Here is a 14,621-nt window from a genome sequence, read left to right as displayed (position 1 = left end):
GGCCTTGATGTAGTTCGGAGACTTCTTCGCCACGTCCGACCTCCCCTGCCCGGTCGCTCGGTCGCCGCTGCTTCAGGGACCGCGCGCCTCCGACACGTACTTCAACGCCCCCAGGTCCCTCGTATCCTCCGCGAGTGGCACCGGTGGTCCCTGCTTGAGCTTCTGGAAGAGCGCGGCGGCGCTCTGGTACAGCTCGTCATAGGTGACCGGCGCCTCGCCGGAAAGACCGAAGAACGCTCGATTGTCCGCCAGCGTCGCCGGCGGCGCGCTGCGGATGGCCTCCGTCGGGTCTCCCAGGTACGGCGCCACCTCCCCCAACATCCTCGCCCCCGCCGCCGGGTCCTTCAGCACCGCCTGCCCCGCGTCCAGCATCCCTCTGAGCACCCGCCGCACGGCGTCCGGGTAGCGCGCCGCGAAGTCCCCCCGCGCCACCAGCACCGTGGCCACCAGGTGCGGCGCGTCCGCCGTCGTCGCCAGCACCGCCCCACCCCTGTCCCGCGCCGCCAGCTCCACGTCGCCCCACAGCCCCACCACCGCGTCCGCGCGGCCCTCGCGTAGCGCCCGCCCCGCGTCCAGCGTGGACGGCAGGTCCACCCACTTCACGTCCGTCGTCCTCAGCCCCGCCCGAGCCAGCACCCACAGCGCGAAGTAGTGCGTGGAGCTGAACGGGTAGACGCCCACGCGCTTGCCTCGAAGGCTCGCCAAGTCCGTGACGCCCACCGCCGCGAGCGCCTCCTGCCCCCGGCTTCGCCCCACCAGCAGCAACGTGCGCGGCGCGGCGTCCCGCAGGCCCGGCGCCCAGGACGCCAGCCGGTCCACCGACAGGAAGCCCATGTCCACGCCGCCGTTCTCCGCGCCGATGGCCAGGGCCTGCCGCAGCTCCTCCTCCCGGGCGAAGAGCACCGCGCGCGCATCCAGCGCATAGGCCGTCTTCAGCACGCCCTGCGCCGCGCCCGGAGGTGCCGCCGGGTTGTCCAGCGTCGTCGCCCCGCCGGCCGCCACCAGCAGGCTCGCCGCCGAGCCGCGCGCCGTGAAGCCGATGAGCACGGGCCGAAGCGGCACCGAGGCCACGTCCGCCACCGGCGCGGACACGCCCGCGGGGAAGTCACCGGGCGACAGCCGCACCGCCTCGCGCACCGAGGGGAAGAAGCGGGCCTGGAGGGTGTCCAGATATCCCATGCGGGACGCGACCACCCAGGCCGCGCCCAGCACACACAGGAACAAGAAGAGGAAGAGACCTGGTCCGCGGTGGAGCTTCATCCGTCAGTGTCCGGGGCTCTTCCCTTCTCCATGCGCCGACACGCTACTCGACGCCGACCTTCTTGCCGATGGTCTTCCCCGTCTGCCCGCTCACGTCGGACACCGGGGCGGGGCTGTCCATCAACCCCATCTCCATCTTGAACTGCTTCACCAGCTCGTTGGCCTGGATCTTCTCGGCCTCTTCTTCAATCTGCGCGGACTGGTGGTCCACCGACTCGAGCGCCATCTGCATGCGCGCCTCGTTCACGGCGGTGCGCTCCTCCACCTTGCGCAGCATCTCGTCGTGCGTCGAGTCGATGCCGGCGACGGTGAAGGACTCCATCGTGTCGGCCACCTTGGCCTGCCACTTGGCGCGCCGCGCGTCACGGATGGCCGTCATGGCCTCCGCCGTCTTGCGGTCCTTCTCCCGCATGAACGCCTTCTTGACGTTCAGCGCCTTCTCGTACGCCAGACGCGCCGTGTTCAGCTGCGCCTCGTTGCGCTCCAGCGCTTCCTTCTCCACCTGGAGCTTCGTCGCGTACTGCGCCGCCAGGTCGTCGCGACCGGCCTGGATGGCGGCCTTCACCTTGGCCGTCAGCCCGCGCACGTCGTCCTTGTACTTGGCGTTCTCCTTCTCCAGCAGCGTCACGTTCGCCCGAACCATGGCGATGGACTCGTTCATCTTCGGGACCTGGTCGTTCAGGTCACGGATGTTCTGCTCGAGGATGAGCTCCGGATCCTCGATGGAGGAGACGAAGAAGCCCGCGAAGCTGCGCAACGCCCTCTTGAGTCTGTCCCACATATCGCTGGTCTACCTCCGTCCAGACCTACTTGCAGCCACCTTACACGAACTCCGGGGCGTGCAAGCAGCCACATCACCCCTCTGATCAGTGCTACGCGAACTCACCTAAGGCGATTGCCGACCACCCACAAGTCCACCCGCGCCTTCCCGCTCGCAAGCCCCGCGTGAGGCCCCTCGAGCCGCTATCCGGTGGGCTCCCCCGGTTGGGGGGCTTGCTCCACGGACGCGAAGCGGGAAAACCTCCCCCCGCGTGGACATCGCCCCGGGTTGGCCCCATTCCTCCTATGACGAATCGCTGGCGAGGGCGGTGGATGCCCAACGCCGGAGCATCCTGGGCACGGGAGCGGCGGTGCGGCTGGTGGGCGCGTCGCTCTTCCTGCTCGTCACCACGACGCTCTGGCTGACGGGTGGAGAGGACTGGACGCCCTACCCGCTGCTGCTCGCGCCCTACGTGGGCGTGGCCGCCGTGCTCTTCGTCGTGAGGCACCGCCCGGAGGCGAGCTGGCTGGGGGTGCTGCAGGCCCCGGTGGACGTCGCGCTGGTGTACGGCCTCCAACACCTGGCGCTGCCCATCTCCCCGTTCCCCGCGGGAGTGGCGGGCTTCAGCCTGGGCCTCTTCGCGCTGGTGGTGACGCTCAGCGGGCTCACCCTGCGCCCCATCGTCGTCTACGGCACCGCCGCGCTGTCGTCCGTGGCCCAGGCCGCGCTGATGCGCGAGGCGGGCGTGGGCTGGGGCGCGGTGCTCATCGCCGTCGTCACGCTGATGATGGTGGCCGCGGTGAAGCACTACGGCACCGGGCGGCTGCGCGTGCTCGCCGGCGCCCTCACCCGCGTGGAGGTGGACCGGGCCCTGGAGGCCCGACGCTTCCAGGAGGTGGAGGAGGCGCGGACCCTCATCGCCCGGCTGCTCGACGAGGAGCACGAGAAGAACGACGAACTGCGCGCGCTCCAGCGAGACAAGGAGCTGCTCACGCAGTTCCTCGTCCATGACCTGCGCTCGCCGCTGTCGGCCCTGACGATGACGCTGTCGTGGATGCAGCAGGAGCTGCCCCAGGGGCCCCTCAACGAGTCCGCGAACACGGGACTGGCCGTCACCGCGCGCCTGGACCGCATGATCACCGACTTGATGGACGTGTCCCGGCTGGAGCAGGGGCGACTGGCGCCGCGCAAGGTGCCGCTCGACGCGCTCCGGCTCCTGGAGGACGTGCGGCGCTCGCTGGAGAGCGTGGCCCGCGCGCGCCGGCTCACCCTGGACATCACCCTGCCCGAGGGGCTGGCCCTCCAGGGCGACGCGGACCTGCTCACGCGCGTCGTGGAGAACCTGGCCACCAATGCCCTGCGCTACGCGCCCACCGGCGGCAAGGTGCGCCTGGAGGGTGGAGCGGACGCACGCGGCCCCTGGCTGGCGGTGCGCAACGACGGCCCGCCCATCCCCGCGGACCTGCGCGACAAGCTGTTCGACAAGTACGTGCAGGGCGCCCCGGAGCGCGACAGCCGCCGGGGCTACGGCCTGGGCCTGTACTTCGCGCGGCTGGCCACCGAGGCCCACGGCGGCAGGGTGGCCGTGGAGGACACGCCGGGCTGGCCCACCTCCTTCGTGGTGCGCCTGCCCGCCTGACGTCGCCCGTCAGCCCCGGGCGCGCTGCTTCTTGCGCTTGAGGATGCGCTCCACGTTGGACTTCGCGCTGGAGAGCACCGACGCCGCGTCCAGCGTGGTCAGCACGCCGTCCTTGAGCACCGGCCGCCCGTCGATGAACACGTGGGTGACGTCGCTGGAGCGCGCCGAGTGCACCAGCGGCACCAGCACGTCCTCCGGCGTGGGCCCCGCGTGCAGGCCGCTCAGGTCCACGACGGTGATGTCCGCGCGCTTGCCGGACTCGAGCGAGCCCACCTCGTCCTCCAGCCCCAGCGCCCTGGCGCCGTGCAGCGTGGCCATCTCCAGCACGCGCATGGGCGTCATCGCCAGCGGGCCCACGCGCGGGTTGTGCATCACCGCCGCGAGCCGCATCTCGTGGAACAGGTCGAGCGTGTTGTTGCAGGGCGCGCCGTCCGCGCCCAGCGCCACCGACACCCCGGCCTCGAGCAGCTCCGGCACCTTGGCGATGCCCGACGCCAGCTTCAGGTTGGAGCCGGGGCAGTGGCACACCACCGTCTGCGTCTCGCGGAGGATCTCCTGCTCCTCGGCGGACAGCCACACGCAGTGGGCCAGCGTCACGTGCCGGCCCGTGAGCCCCACCGTGTGGAAGAAGTCGACGTTGTCGCGGCCGCCCGTGTACTGGCGCACCGCCTCCGTCTCCTTCGCGTTCTCGCTCGCGTGCGTGTGGATGCGCACGCCCTTCTCGCGCGACAGCCGGGCCACCTCCCGCAGCAGCTCCGGCGTGCACGACAACACGAAGCGCGGCGCGAAGGCGTAGCGCAGGCGTCCCTCGTGCGTGCCGTGCCACTTCTCCAAGAGCGCCAGGCTCTCGGAGAGCGAGTCGGCGGTGGACTCGCGCAGGCCCGCGGGCACGCTGGCGCCCGCGTCCATCATCGCCTTGCCGCCCACCAGCCGGAACCCCGAGTCCCGCGCGGACTCGAAGACCGAGTCGTAGTGGTGCACGCTGCCCATGTCGAGCGCCGCCGTGGAGCCCGAGCGGATGAGCTCCGCGAACGTCAGGTCCGCCGACGCGCGCATGGAGGCCGCGTCGTGGGACGCCTCGTACGGCCAGATGCGCTCGCGGAGCCAGTCGAGCAGCTCCAGCCCGTCCGCGCGGCCGCGGAACAGCGTCTGGCAGGCATGCAGGTGGCCATGGATGAGGCCGGGCAGGACCACCTTGCCCGTCACGTCCACCACGCGCCGCGTGCCCCGGGCCTTCAGGCCCCGGCCCACCTTCGCGATGCGCCCGTCCTGCACGAGCACGTCCGCGCCCGCGAGCACCTCGCGCTCGCGGTTCATCGTCACCACGGTACCGCCGGTCAGAAGCAAATCCACGGGTACTCGCGCTCTCTCTAGAGGAAGTCCTTGGTGAAGGCGTGCGGCAGCAGCTCGCCCAGGGTGTAGCGCGCCTCGACCCCGTTCGGGGAGCGGCTGCGCACGGGCAGGTTCGGCCCCGCGAACTCCGCCATCACCTGTCGGCACATGCCGCACGGGGGCACCGGCGCCTCGGGGTTGGCCACCACGGCCACCGCCACCGGCTGCTTGCGCCCCTGGGCCACGCCCGCGGCCAGGGCGTTGCGCTCGGCGCACACCGTGAGGCCGTAGGTCGCGTTCTCCACGTTGCAGCCCGCCACCACGGAGCCGTCCGCGTAGAGCACCGCCGCCCCCACGGGGAAGCGGGAGTACGGCACGTGCGCCCGCTCGCGCACCCGGGTGGCCTCCTCGTACAGCCGCTCCCAGGCAATCTCGTCCGCCATGTCGCCCTCCTCCAACAAGGTGCCGCGGGTGGACTCAGCCCGGCTCGCCGGCCAGCCGCCGGTCATCCAGGTGGCGGGCGATGGCCAGCTCCGCCTCCACCGGCAGGTCCACGAAGCGCACGTGCGCGGCGGGCCCCTGCGGGCCGTTCGTCACGTGCAGCACCTCGCCGCGGGCCTCGACCTCGTCGGGGAGGATGGGGAGCTGGAAGCGCACCTCCACCTGGGCCCCCGCCTCCAGCCCCGGCCCGTTCCAGGCGCAGCCGCCAATGGACAGGTCGCCCTCACGTGTCTCGAACTCCGTCGAGCTTCCCGCCCGGCGCACCTTCAGGCGCATGGGAATCCGGGGGGAGTCGCGCCGGTCCTCGGCCTTGTCGCTCATCGAGTCGTTCCTCTCGGCCATCGCCGTTCCAGTCCTGCCACTCATGCCCGCGTCACCGTCGGGAGCGCCCGCGGGACGGCCCGCCTCCGGAGACACCCTCTCCGGAAGGTGCGCATCCACACCCGCTCCGCTCGCATGACTGCTGGCATCCGTTGAAGTCCCGCCGGGGCAGCCCCCGGCACGCGGCGCGCTCGAGGACACGTCACGGGCCCGCCCGGCCGCGCCAGGGAAAGCCCCGTGGGGAGGTCGAAGCCCGGGTGTGGCTTCCTCTCCCAGGCCCCCCGGCGAACGGCCCTCAGCGCGTCCGTCACGTGTTCCTGATGCACCATCTGCCGCCCATCATACGCTTGCCCACCCGCCGGGGAGGCGCCGATTTTCATGGGTGACGCGGGTTTGCCCCAAGAATGTCTTGTACCGGGAGTGAGGCGCCTTGCGCCCCGCGTCGAAGCCACGGGCCCGCTCAGGGAGGGCCCCCCTGGCCCCGGGAGTCCCACCACTCCTCGCCGTAGCTGATGCAGATCTGCTCGCCGGGGTGGATGTCCCGGAGGGCGTAGAAGGTGAAGAGGTCCCGGTCCACCGCGCGGTAGTAGGCGGCGCTGGGCTCCTTGGCGTGGTTGTAGAGCATGCCGTAGCCCAGCACGAGCGCGACCCAGTCCCCCGCGGGCTGCTGCTCGCGGTCGCTCCAGCGAATCTGGAAGACGTAGTCGTCGAGCGGCGGGTGCCGGGTGTGCTTCTGCAGCACCTTGAGATAGCGACACTCCTCGATGAGCTCGCCGGCCTTGATGAATTCGTCGGTGAAGACGCCGTAGCCCCACTCGCAGGGCCGGACCTTCACACCCGGATGCAGATACAGCGCTTCGCCCGTGTTCATGCGCCCCTGCCGTTGGCGCGCGCGAAGATGCCTCTTTCCAGGGCCGAGGTGAAGACCGGAGCGAGGCTCAGGTCGGCCACGCCAGAAGCGACGTCCGGGCCACGCGCCGCAGCGACTCGCGGCTGGCCCCGGTGGCGGCCTGCACGGCCATCCCCTGCGTGACGGTGGTGAAGTAGCGCGCCAGGTCCGCGCAGTCGACGTGCGCGGGGACGTCACCCTCGCGTTGGCCCTGCTCCAGCCGCTCGCGCAGGGCCTGCTCCCCCGCCGCGCGCCGGGCGGCCAGCTCCCCCTGGATGGGCGCCGCGTCCGCCCCGCTCACCAGCGCGCCCTGCACCGTGATGCAGCCCTTGGGCTCGCGGGGCAGCGTCTGCGCGTCCGCCAGCCCCAGGAGCAGGTGCTCCACGGCCTCCCTGGCCGTGGGCTTCGCGAAGGCGTCGCGGTAGAGGCACAGGTGGCGCTCGACGTAGCGGTCCAGCGCCTTGCGGAACAGGGACTCCTTGTTGCCGAACGCCGCGTAGAGGCTGGGCCGGTTGATGCCGAGCGCCTCCGTCAGGTCCGACAGCGAGGTGCCCTCGTAGCCCTGCCGCCAGAACAGCCGCAGCGCACGGTCCAACGCCTCATCCACGTCGAAACCCCGGGGACGCCCCACTGGGGCGGCTGCCGTCTTTGGTTTCATACCGTTCGATACTAATCCCCTTGACCCGGGCCGGCCAGCGCCGCATATCTGTACCGGCCGGTACGAATCCAATGCGTGCGGCTCGCGTGTCCCGCGCGGAGCGCGCCCGGCGTGCGCCCAATTCAGTACCAATTAGTACACAACCTCATTGAAGGGATGACGAACATGTCGAAGAAGCTCGCAGGCAAGGTGGCGCTGGTGACGGGGGGTTCGCGGGGCATCGGCGCGGCGGCGGCGCGGGCGCTCGCGCGGGAGGGAGCGGACGTGGCCATCAGCTACGTGGCGTCGGCGGAGAAGGCGCAGGCGCTGGTGCGGGAGCTGGAGTCCGAGGGGGTGCGGGCGGCGGCCTTCCAGGCGGACCAGGCGGTGGCGGAGGAGGCGGCGAAGCTCATCCCGGCCGTCGCCGAGCGCTTCGGGCGGCTGGACATCCTGGTGAACAACGCGGGCGTGGCGACGCAGAGTCCCATCGACAACGCGCAGCAGGACGTGGCGGTGCTGGACCGGCAGCACCGGGTCAACGTCACCGGCGTCATCGCGGCCATCCGCGAGGCGGCGAAGGTGATGGGCGAGGGTGGGCGCATCATCACCGTGGGCTCGAGCATCACGGGCCGCGTCGGCATGCCGGGCATGGCGGACTACACGGCGACGAAGGCGGCGGTGGTGGGCTACACCAAGGGCGTGGCGAGAGACCTGGGCGCGCGCGGCATCACGGTCAACGTGGTGCAGCCGGGCTTCACGGACACGGACATGTCCGCGGGGCTGGAGCCGCACAAGCCCGCCATCAACGCGACCATCCCCCTGGGGCGCTTCGGCCGTCCCGAGGAGGTCGCCGAGAGCATCGTGTTCCTCGCCGGACCGGGCGCTTCCTACATCACCGGCGCCGTGCTCGACGTCGACGGCGGCCAGGGCGCGTAGGCACGGCGGAGTGACGAGCCTCCGTGGCGCGAGCGGTCCGAAGATGGACCACTCGGCCCAGGCACCCCACCTCGAGCGCCCGGCCTCACGCACTCGCGCGAGGCCGCGAACGCAATTCGAGGGGCGCTTCACCGCGAACGGCGCCCCTTCCCTCCTACCTACTCCACGCGCTCGCGAACCAGCGGGCGCGGCGCGGGCGCGGCATCGCCGAAGCGATAGGCCGCGAGCAGCCGCGCCTTGACGCCCTCGACGGGCGCCTCGTCGTTGTAGTGCACGCGCACCACGGGCTCGCCCTTCTTCACCGCCTCGCCCGTCTTCTTCAGCAGCGTGAAGCCCACGGCCGGGTCGATCTTGCTGTCTACCCGCTGCCGGCCCGCGCCGAGCGCCACGCCCGCCAGGCCCACGCCCTCCGTGTCGATGCCCGTCACGAAGCCATCCCGGGGCGCCACCACGTCCACCGTGGCGCGCGCCTGCGGCAAGAGCGAGTAGTCGTCGACGGAGCGCGGGTCTCCGCCCTGCGACTGGACGATCTCCTTCAACTTCCGGATGGCGCTGCCGTCCTCGACGGACTTGCGCAGCTTCTCGCGCGCCTCGTCCACGGTGGCGGCCTTCTTGCCCAGCACCAGCATCTCCGCCGTCAGCGCGTAGGTGATTTCGGTGTAGTCCTCCGGCGCCTCGCCGCGGAGCATGTCCACCGCCTCCATCACCTCCAGCGCGTTGCCCACCTTGCGGCCCAGGGGCTGGTCCATGTCCGTCAGGAGCGCCACCACCTTGCGCCCCATCTCCGCGCCCAGGCCAATCATCGTCTTCGCCAGCGTGCGGGCATCCTCGTCGCGCTTCATGAACGCGCCGCTGCCCACCTTCACGTCCAGCACCAGCGCGTCGATGCCCTCCGCCAGCTTCTTGCTCATGATGGACGAGGCAATCAGCGGGATGCAGTCCACCGTCGCCGTCACGTCACGCAGCGCGTAGAGCTTCTTGTCCGCGGGCGCCACCTGCGCCGTCTGGCCAATCAGGCAGCAGCCCACCTCGCGCACCAGCCGGCGGTACTCGGCCGTGGACAGGTTCACGTTGAAGCCCGGGATGGACTCCAGCTTGTCCAGCGTCCCGCCCGTGTGGCCCAGGCCCCGGCCCGAAATCATCGGCACCGGCACCCCGCACGCGGCCGCCAGGGGCGCCAGGCTGAGCGACACCTTGTCCCCCACGCCGCCCGTCGAGTGCTTGTCCACCTTCACGGCCGGGGTGTCGGACAGGTCCAGCACCTCGCCTGAATTGAGCATGGCCCGAGCCCAGGCCCCCAGCTCCCGGGAGTCCAGCCCCCGGAAGAAGACGGCCATGCACATGGCCGCCATCTGGTAGTCCGCCACCGTTCCCGCCGTATACGCCTGGATGAACGCGGCGATGTCCGCCGGCTCCAGCCGGCCTCCATCCCGCTTTGCCTTGATGAGCTCGTAGGGTTGCACGGGGACTGCCCATACCAGGAACGAGGCCCCCCATGCACTTCCGCGAAAGGCGCCGCCGCATCTGGTAGATAGCCAGCCATGATGCTTCGCCTCCAGGTCCTCGCCCTCACGGCCCTCCTGTGCGCCTGTACCAAGTCCAAGGAGGAGTCGCCCCCCGCGGGCGCTCCCGCCACCTCCCAGCAGGCGGCGAAGAAGCCCCTCCCCGTCGGCCTCGTCATCGACGTGGGCGGCCGGGGTGACCATTCCTTCAACGACGCCGCCCTGCGCGGCCTGGAGCTGTGGGCCGCCGGCAAGCGCTATGAGGGCGGCAAGTACGTGGACGCGGCCCCGGACGAGGTGAGCAAGTCGCTCCCCGCCCACCTGTCCTCCATCGCCGCCACCCTGAAGCCGCTGCCCATCCAGCCCGTGGTCCTCCAGAGCAAGGCCCAGGAGGACTACATCCCCAACCTCCAGTTGCTCGTGGACCGGGGCTCGCAGCTGACCATCGGCAACGGCTACCTGCTGGCCAACGCCGTGCGCACCTCCGCCCAGGAGAACCCGAAGGCGCGCTTCCTGCTCATCGACAGCCAGGTGCTCGACTCGCAGGGCAAGGCGCTGAAGCTGCCCAACGTGCGCACCGTCCTCTTCAAGGAGCACGAGGGCAGCTTCCTCGTGGGCGCGCTGGCGGGCCTGGTGACGAAGACGAACAAGGTGGGCTTCGTGGGCGGCATCGAGGTGCCCCTCATCCAGCGCTTCGAGGTGGGCTACCGCGCGGGCGTGAAGACGACGAAGCCCGAGGCCGCCCAGGCCCTGATGTCCGTCTACACCGGCAGCTTCAACGACATGGCCGCCGGCAAGCAGGTGGCCCAGGACCTCATCGCCAAGGGCGCGGACGTCATCTTCCACGCGGCCGGCTCGGACGGCATCGGCGTCATCCAGGCGGTGAAGGAGGCGCGAGCCGCGGGCAAGAGCGTCTATGCCATCGGCGTGGACTCGGACCAGTCGCACGTGGCGCCGGAGGCCATCCTCACCTCCATGCTGAAGCACACGGACCTGGTCGTGTACCAGACGGCCAAGGACCTGGTGGACGACAAGTTCACCGCCAGCGAGCAGGTGCTGGGCATCAAGGAGAACGGCGTGGCCATGGCCGAGGTGCGGGTGGACTTCCCGGGCAAGGCGGAGGCGCTCCAGAAGGTGGAGGCCTTGCGCCAGCGCATCATCTCCGGCGACATCCAGGTGCCTTCCGTCCCGGCGGACCTCGCCTCCTTCCAGGCCGCCGCGCCCTGATCTCCCTCCGGCACATCCAGAAGCGGTTCGGCGCCGTCACGGCGCTGGACGACGTGTCGCTCGACATCCGCGAGAAGGAGCTGCTCGCCGTCGTGGGCGAGAACGGCGCGGGCAAGTCCAGCCTGATGAACGTCCTCTACGGGCTCTATCACCCGGACTCGGGTGAGGTGTCCGTGGAGGGCGCGCCCGTGCGCCTCAAGAGCCCGCGCGACGCCATCGACCGGGGCATCGGAATGGTGCACCAGCACTTCATGCTCGTGCCCACGCTGACGGTGGCGGAGAACGTGGTGCTCGGCCGCGAGCCCACGCGCCGGGGCCTGTTCGATTACGAGCGCGCCGTCGCGGAGGTGTCCGAGACGTGCGCCCGCTTCGGCTTCGCGCTGGACGCCCGGGCCCGGGTGGACACGCTCACCGTCGGCTCGCAGCAGAAGGTGGAGATCGTCAAGGCGCTGCACCGGGGCGCGCGGGTGCTCATCCTCGACGAGCCCACCGCCGTGCTCACGCCCCAGGAGGCCGACGAGCTGGCGCGCGTGATGCGCGGCCTCGTCGAGCAGGGGCGCTCCGTGGTGCTCATCAGCCACAAGCTCAAGGAAGTGCTCGGCGTGGCGGACCGCATCGCCGTGATGCGCCGGGGCCGGCTGGTCTCCGAGGTGCGCCCGGCGGACACCTCCGCGAGCGCGCTCGCCGCCCTCATGGTGGGCGACACCGCGCGCGCCGCTCCGACGGACACCGCCACGCAGGCCCCCGAGACGCCCTCCACGGGCGAGGTGCTGCTCGAGGTGTCAGGGCTGCAGGCCCAGGGCGACAACGGCCGGCCCGCGCTCCAGGGCGTGGACCTCACGGTGCGCGCGGGCGAAATCGTCGGCATCGCGGGCGTGGACGGCAACGGCCAGCGCGAGCTGGCGGAGGTGCTCACGGGCCTGCGTCCCTTGACGTCGGGCACCGGGACGCTGCTCGGAGGGAAGCTGGCGCACCTGACGCCCGCCCAGGCGCGCGAGCGCGGCGTGGGCCACGTGCCCGAGGACCGGCTGCGCCGCGCGGTGGTGAAGGCGCTCAGCGTGGAGGAGAACATCGCGCTGGGTCGGCACAACCGGCCGCCCTTCGCCAAGGGGCCGTGGATCGACTTCGACGGACGCCGCGCGCGGGCCACGGAGCTGCTCGCCGCCTACGACGTGCGCCCGCCGGAGCCGACGCTGCCGCTGCAGGCCCTGTCCGGTGGCAATCAGCAGAAGGTGGTGGTCGCGCGCGAGCTGGACGCGCGACCCCGCTTGCTGGTGGTGGTGCAGCCCACGCGAGGCCTGGACATCGGCGCGGTGGCCCAGGTGCACACGAGGCTTCGCGAGGCCCGGGCCCAGGGCACCGGCGTGGTGCTGGTGTCGTTGGACCTGGAAGAGGTGCTGGCGCTGGCGGACCGCGTCTACGTGCTCTTCGAGGGGCGCGTGACGGGCCAGTTCACCCGGCCCGAGTACGACGAGCAGGAGCTGGGACGTCGCATGCTGGGAGCGGAGCCGGGCCATGGGTGAGCGCACGCGGCAGGCCCTGCCGTCGGTGCTGTCGGTGTTGTTGTCGCTGGGGGTGTGCTGGCTGCTCATCGCCTTCACGCGCGACGAGGGCGGCCTCGCCACGGCCACCGCGGCGTACCTCCAGATGCTCTGGGGCGGCGTGGGCGACTGGCCCCGGTTCCTCATCGAGGACGCGCCGGCCACCGTGCTCACGCGTCCGCTGGGCGAGGCGGCCATGAAGGCCGCGCTGCTCACCTTCACCGGGCTGTCGGTGGCGGTGGCCTTCAAGGTGGGCCTGTTCAACATCGGCGCGCAGGGGCAGATGCTGCTGGGCGCGCTCGCGGCCGCGGTGGTGGGCGCGCACGTGGCGCTGCCCAGCGTGCTGCACATCCCCGCGGCGCTCGTGGGCGCGGCGCTCGCCGGGGCCGCGTGGGCGGGCATCGCCGCCCTGCTGCGGCTCTACCGGGGCGTGCACGAGGTCATCTCCACCATCATGCTCAACTGGGTGGCGCTGCGGCTGGTCGACAACTGGCTCGTCGTGGGCCCGCTGCGCGGCACCGCGGAGGCCGGCGCCTCCATCACCGGCACCGCCGAAATCCACCCCACCGCGGCGCTGCCGCGCCTGCTGGGTGACGCCTCGCGACTGAACCTGGGCTTCGTGCTGGCCACCCTCGCCGCGGTGGCGGTGTGGGCGTGGCTGACGCGCACGCGCTCGGGCTTCGAGACGCGCGCGGTGGGACTGGGCGACGAGGCCGCGCGCGCCGCCGGCATCCCCGTGGCGCGACGGGCGGGACTCGCCATGGCGCTGGCCGGCGCGCTGTCGGGCCTGGCCGGCGCGGTGCTGGTGCTGGGCACCGAGGGCCGCTACCCGGGCACGCTCGGCGCGCCCTACGGCTTCGACGGCATCGCCATCGCGCTCATCGGAAACAACCATCCGCTGGGCGTGGGCGCCGCGGCGCTGTTCTTCGGCGTGCTGCGCGCGGGCGGCACGCGCATGCAGTTGCTCGACGTGCACAAGAGCTTCCCCGAGCTCATCCAGGGCCTCGCGCTGCTCTTCGTCGCAGGCCGCCTCATCTGGCTGGCCGTGCTGCGCCGGCGCGCCGCGCCCGCCCCCGTCGCCTCGCCCGCCGCGCCCACCGCGCAGGTGCCCCATGCTTGAGGTCCTCCATCGGCTGCTGTTCGCCACGCTGGACGCCGCTCCGGCGCTCGTCTTCGCCGCGCTGGGCGCGGTGCTCTCCGAGCGCGCGGGCGTGGTGGCCGTCGGCGTCGAGGGCATGATGCGCGTGGGCGCCTTCTGCGCCGCCGTCGCCGCGCTCGTCATGCCCACGCCCCTGGCCGTCGTCATGGGCATGCTCGCGGGCGCGGGGCTCGCGGCGGTGCACGGCTTCCTGTGCATCCGCTGGCGCTCGGACCAGGTGGTGTCCGGCATCGCCCTCAACCTGGTGGCCCTGGCCGGCGGCACCTTCCTCCTGGAGACGCACTTCGGCCCCAACGGCACGCCCTCCATCCAGCAGCTCTCCACGTGGGAGCTGCCGGGGCTGTCCTCGGTGCCCGTGCTGGGCGCGCTCTCCGGCCACGCCGCGCCCACGTACCTGGCGCTGCTGCTCCCCGTGCTCCTGCAGCTCGTCCTGACACGCACGCCGCTGGGCCTGCGCCTGCGCGCCGTGGGCGACAAGCCCCACGCGGTCGCCACGCTGGGCCTGTCCGTCCCCGCGCTCAGGTGGGGCGCGGTGCTGGGCGGCGGACTGCTCGCAGGCCTGGGCGGCGCGGTGCTCTCCACCACCGTGTTGGACCGCTTCGAGCAGCACACCCCCGCGGGCCTGGGCTTCATGGCCCTGGCCGCCATGGTCTTCGGACGCTGGACGCCGCTGGGCGCCTTCCTCGCCGCCGCCTTCTTCGCTTTCGGCAACGCGCTCCGGATCGGCCTCGCCTCCAGCGCCCCGGGCCTCCTGGACGTCGTGCCCCAGGGCGTCCTGCTCGCCCTGCCCTACGTCCTCACCCTCGTGGTCCTCACGCTCCAGGGACAGCGAAACAGCACCCCCGCCGCACTCGGCGTCCCATACGAGCAGGAGTCCCGCTGAGCCTCGAATACCCAGGCGGTGTCCTTCTGCACCC

Annotated in this window: 14 protein-coding genes; 6 read left to right on the top strand and 8 right to left on the bottom strand. The window is 71.9% G+C overall.

Annotation, left to right across the window (positions count from 1 at the left end; all coding sequences use genetic code 11):
- Positions 1–72: 72 nt before the first annotated feature.
- Positions 73–1,260, bottom strand: a complete 1,188-nt coding sequence (locus tag K8625_RS03140) for an ABC transporter substrate-binding protein (protein ID WP_223748190.1) — start codon at positions 1,258–1,260, stop codon at positions 73–75.
- Between the two features lie 43 nt (positions 1,261–1,303).
- Positions 1,304–2,041: a PspA/IM30 family protein gene (locus tag K8625_RS03135; RefSeq protein ID WP_141328147.1), complete on the bottom strand. Its 738-nt coding sequence runs from the start codon at positions 2,039–2,041 to the stop codon at positions 1,304–1,306.
- A 307-nt stretch (positions 2,042–2,348) separates the two neighbouring features.
- Here K8625_RS03135 and K8625_RS03130 point away from each other — a divergent pair, with 307 nt between their 5' ends.
- A complete protein-coding gene (locus tag K8625_RS03130) occupies positions 2,349–3,659 on the top strand; it encodes a sensor histidine kinase KdpD (protein ID WP_223748189.1) in 1,311 nt (436 codons plus the stop codon).
- Between the two features lie 9 nt (positions 3,660–3,668).
- On the opposite strand, the gene K8625_RS03125 is transcribed toward K8625_RS03130, so the two are convergent.
- From K8625_RS03125 to K8625_RS03105, 5 genes are all read right to left on the bottom strand, one after another.
- Positions 3,669–5,012, bottom strand: coding sequence for a 5'-deoxyadenosine deaminase (locus K8625_RS03125; protein WP_223781785.1), 1,344 nt, complete (start codon positions 5,010–5,012; stop codon positions 3,669–3,671).
- Positions 5,013–5,029: 17 nt separating this feature from the next.
- A complete protein-coding gene (locus K8625_RS03120; protein WP_223748187.1) occupies positions 5,030–5,434 on the bottom strand; it encodes a cytidine deaminase in 405 nt (134 codons plus the stop codon).
- 34 nt (positions 5,435–5,468) lie between these two features.
- The gene (locus K8625_RS03115) at positions 5,469–5,834 is read right to left on the bottom strand and encodes a PilZ domain-containing protein (RefSeq protein ID WP_223748186.1); all 366 of its coding nucleotides are present in this window, start codon (positions 5,832–5,834) and stop codon (positions 5,469–5,471) included.
- 439 nt (positions 5,835–6,273) lie between these two features.
- The gene (locus K8625_RS03110; RefSeq protein ID WP_223748185.1) at positions 6,274–6,684 is read right to left on the bottom strand and encodes an SET domain-containing protein-lysine N-methyltransferase; all 411 of its coding nucleotides are present in this window, start codon (positions 6,682–6,684) and stop codon (positions 6,274–6,276) included.
- A 67-nt stretch (positions 6,685–6,751) separates the two neighbouring features.
- Positions 6,752–7,297, bottom strand: coding sequence for a TetR/AcrR family transcriptional regulator (locus tag K8625_RS03105; RefSeq protein WP_223781784.1), 546 nt, complete (start codon positions 7,295–7,297; stop codon positions 6,752–6,754).
- Between the two features lie 228 nt (positions 7,298–7,525).
- Between K8625_RS03105 and K8625_RS03100 the strand changes: the two genes are divergently transcribed.
- Entirely contained in the window at positions 7,526–8,275 is a 750-nt protein-coding gene (locus K8625_RS03100) for an SDR family NAD(P)-dependent oxidoreductase (protein WP_223748183.1), read from the top strand.
- Between the two features lie 158 nt (positions 8,276–8,433).
- On the opposite strand, the gene K8625_RS03095 is transcribed toward K8625_RS03100, so the two are convergent.
- Positions 8,434–9,738: a thymidine phosphorylase gene (locus tag K8625_RS03095; RefSeq protein ID WP_223781783.1), complete on the bottom strand. Its 1,305-nt coding sequence runs from the start codon at positions 9,736–9,738 to the stop codon at positions 8,434–8,436.
- A 78-nt stretch (positions 9,739–9,816) separates the two neighbouring features.
- Here K8625_RS03095 and K8625_RS03090 point away from each other — a divergent pair, with 78 nt between their 5' ends.
- From K8625_RS03090 to K8625_RS03075, 4 genes are read left to right on the top strand one after another with little or no spacing between them, the layout of a single operon-like run.
- A complete protein-coding gene (locus K8625_RS03090; protein ID WP_223748181.1) occupies positions 9,817–11,004 on the top strand; it encodes a BMP family protein in 1,188 nt (395 codons plus the stop codon).
- A gap of 53 nt (positions 11,005–11,057) precedes the next feature.
- On the top strand, positions 11,058–12,527 hold the full coding sequence (locus K8625_RS03085) for an ABC transporter ATP-binding protein (protein ID WP_223781782.1): 1,470 nt from the start codon (positions 11,058–11,060) through the stop codon (positions 12,525–12,527).
- Positions 12,520–13,665: an ABC transporter permease gene (locus K8625_RS03080; RefSeq protein WP_223781781.1), complete on the top strand. Its 1,146-nt coding sequence runs from the start codon at positions 12,520–12,522 to the stop codon at positions 13,663–13,665. The genes K8625_RS03085 and K8625_RS03080 overlap by 8 nt, the downstream gene beginning before the upstream one ends.
- A complete protein-coding gene (locus K8625_RS03075) occupies positions 13,658–14,587 on the top strand; it encodes an ABC transporter permease (protein ID WP_046715597.1) in 930 nt (309 codons plus the stop codon). The genes K8625_RS03080 and K8625_RS03075 overlap by 8 nt, the downstream gene beginning before the upstream one ends.
- Positions 14,588–14,621 lie beyond the last annotated feature (34 nt).

It is taken from the genome of Myxococcus sp. AS-1-15 (assembly GCF_020037055.1).
Classification (GTDB): domain Bacteria; phylum Myxococcota; class Myxococcia; order Myxococcales; family Myxococcaceae; genus Myxococcus; species Myxococcus fulvus.
Note: the sequence above shows the minus strand (reverse complement) of the source record. Positions and strands in the feature narration are given on the sequence as shown.

Excerpts from the sequence above, each read along its gene's own strand:
- K8625_RS03140 (WP_223748190.1), bottom strand. The coding sequence starts at position 1,260 with ATGAAGCTCCACCGCGGACCAGGTCTCTTCCTCTTCTTGTTCCTGTGT.
- K8625_RS03135 (WP_141328147.1), bottom strand. The coding sequence starts at position 2,041 with ATGTGGGACAGACTCAAGAGGGCGTTGCGCAGCTTCGCGGGCTTCTTC.
- K8625_RS03120 (WP_223748187.1), bottom strand. The coding sequence starts at position 5,434 with ATGGCGGACGAGATTGCCTGGGAGCGGCTGTACGAGGAGGCCACCCGG.
- K8625_RS03115 (WP_223748186.1), bottom strand. The coding sequence starts at position 5,834 with ATGGCCGAGAGGAACGACTCGATGAGCGACAAGGCCGAGGACCGGCGC.
- K8625_RS03110 (WP_223748185.1), bottom strand. The coding sequence starts at position 6,684 with ATGAACACGGGCGAAGCGCTGTATCTGCATCCGGGTGTGAAGGTCCGG.
- K8625_RS03100 (WP_223748183.1), top strand. The coding sequence starts at position 7,526 with ATGTCGAAGAAGCTCGCAGGCAAGGTGGCGCTGGTGACGGGGGGTTCG.
- K8625_RS03090 (WP_223748181.1), top strand. The coding sequence starts at position 9,817 with ATGATGCTTCGCCTCCAGGTCCTCGCCCTCACGGCCCTCCTGTGCGCC.
- K8625_RS03080 (WP_223781781.1), top strand. The coding sequence starts at position 12,520 with ATGGGTGAGCGCACGCGGCAGGCCCTGCCGTCGGTGCTGTCGGTGTTG.
- K8625_RS03075 (WP_046715597.1), top strand. The coding sequence starts at position 13,658 with ATGCTTGAGGTCCTCCATCGGCTGCTGTTCGCCACGCTGGACGCCGCT.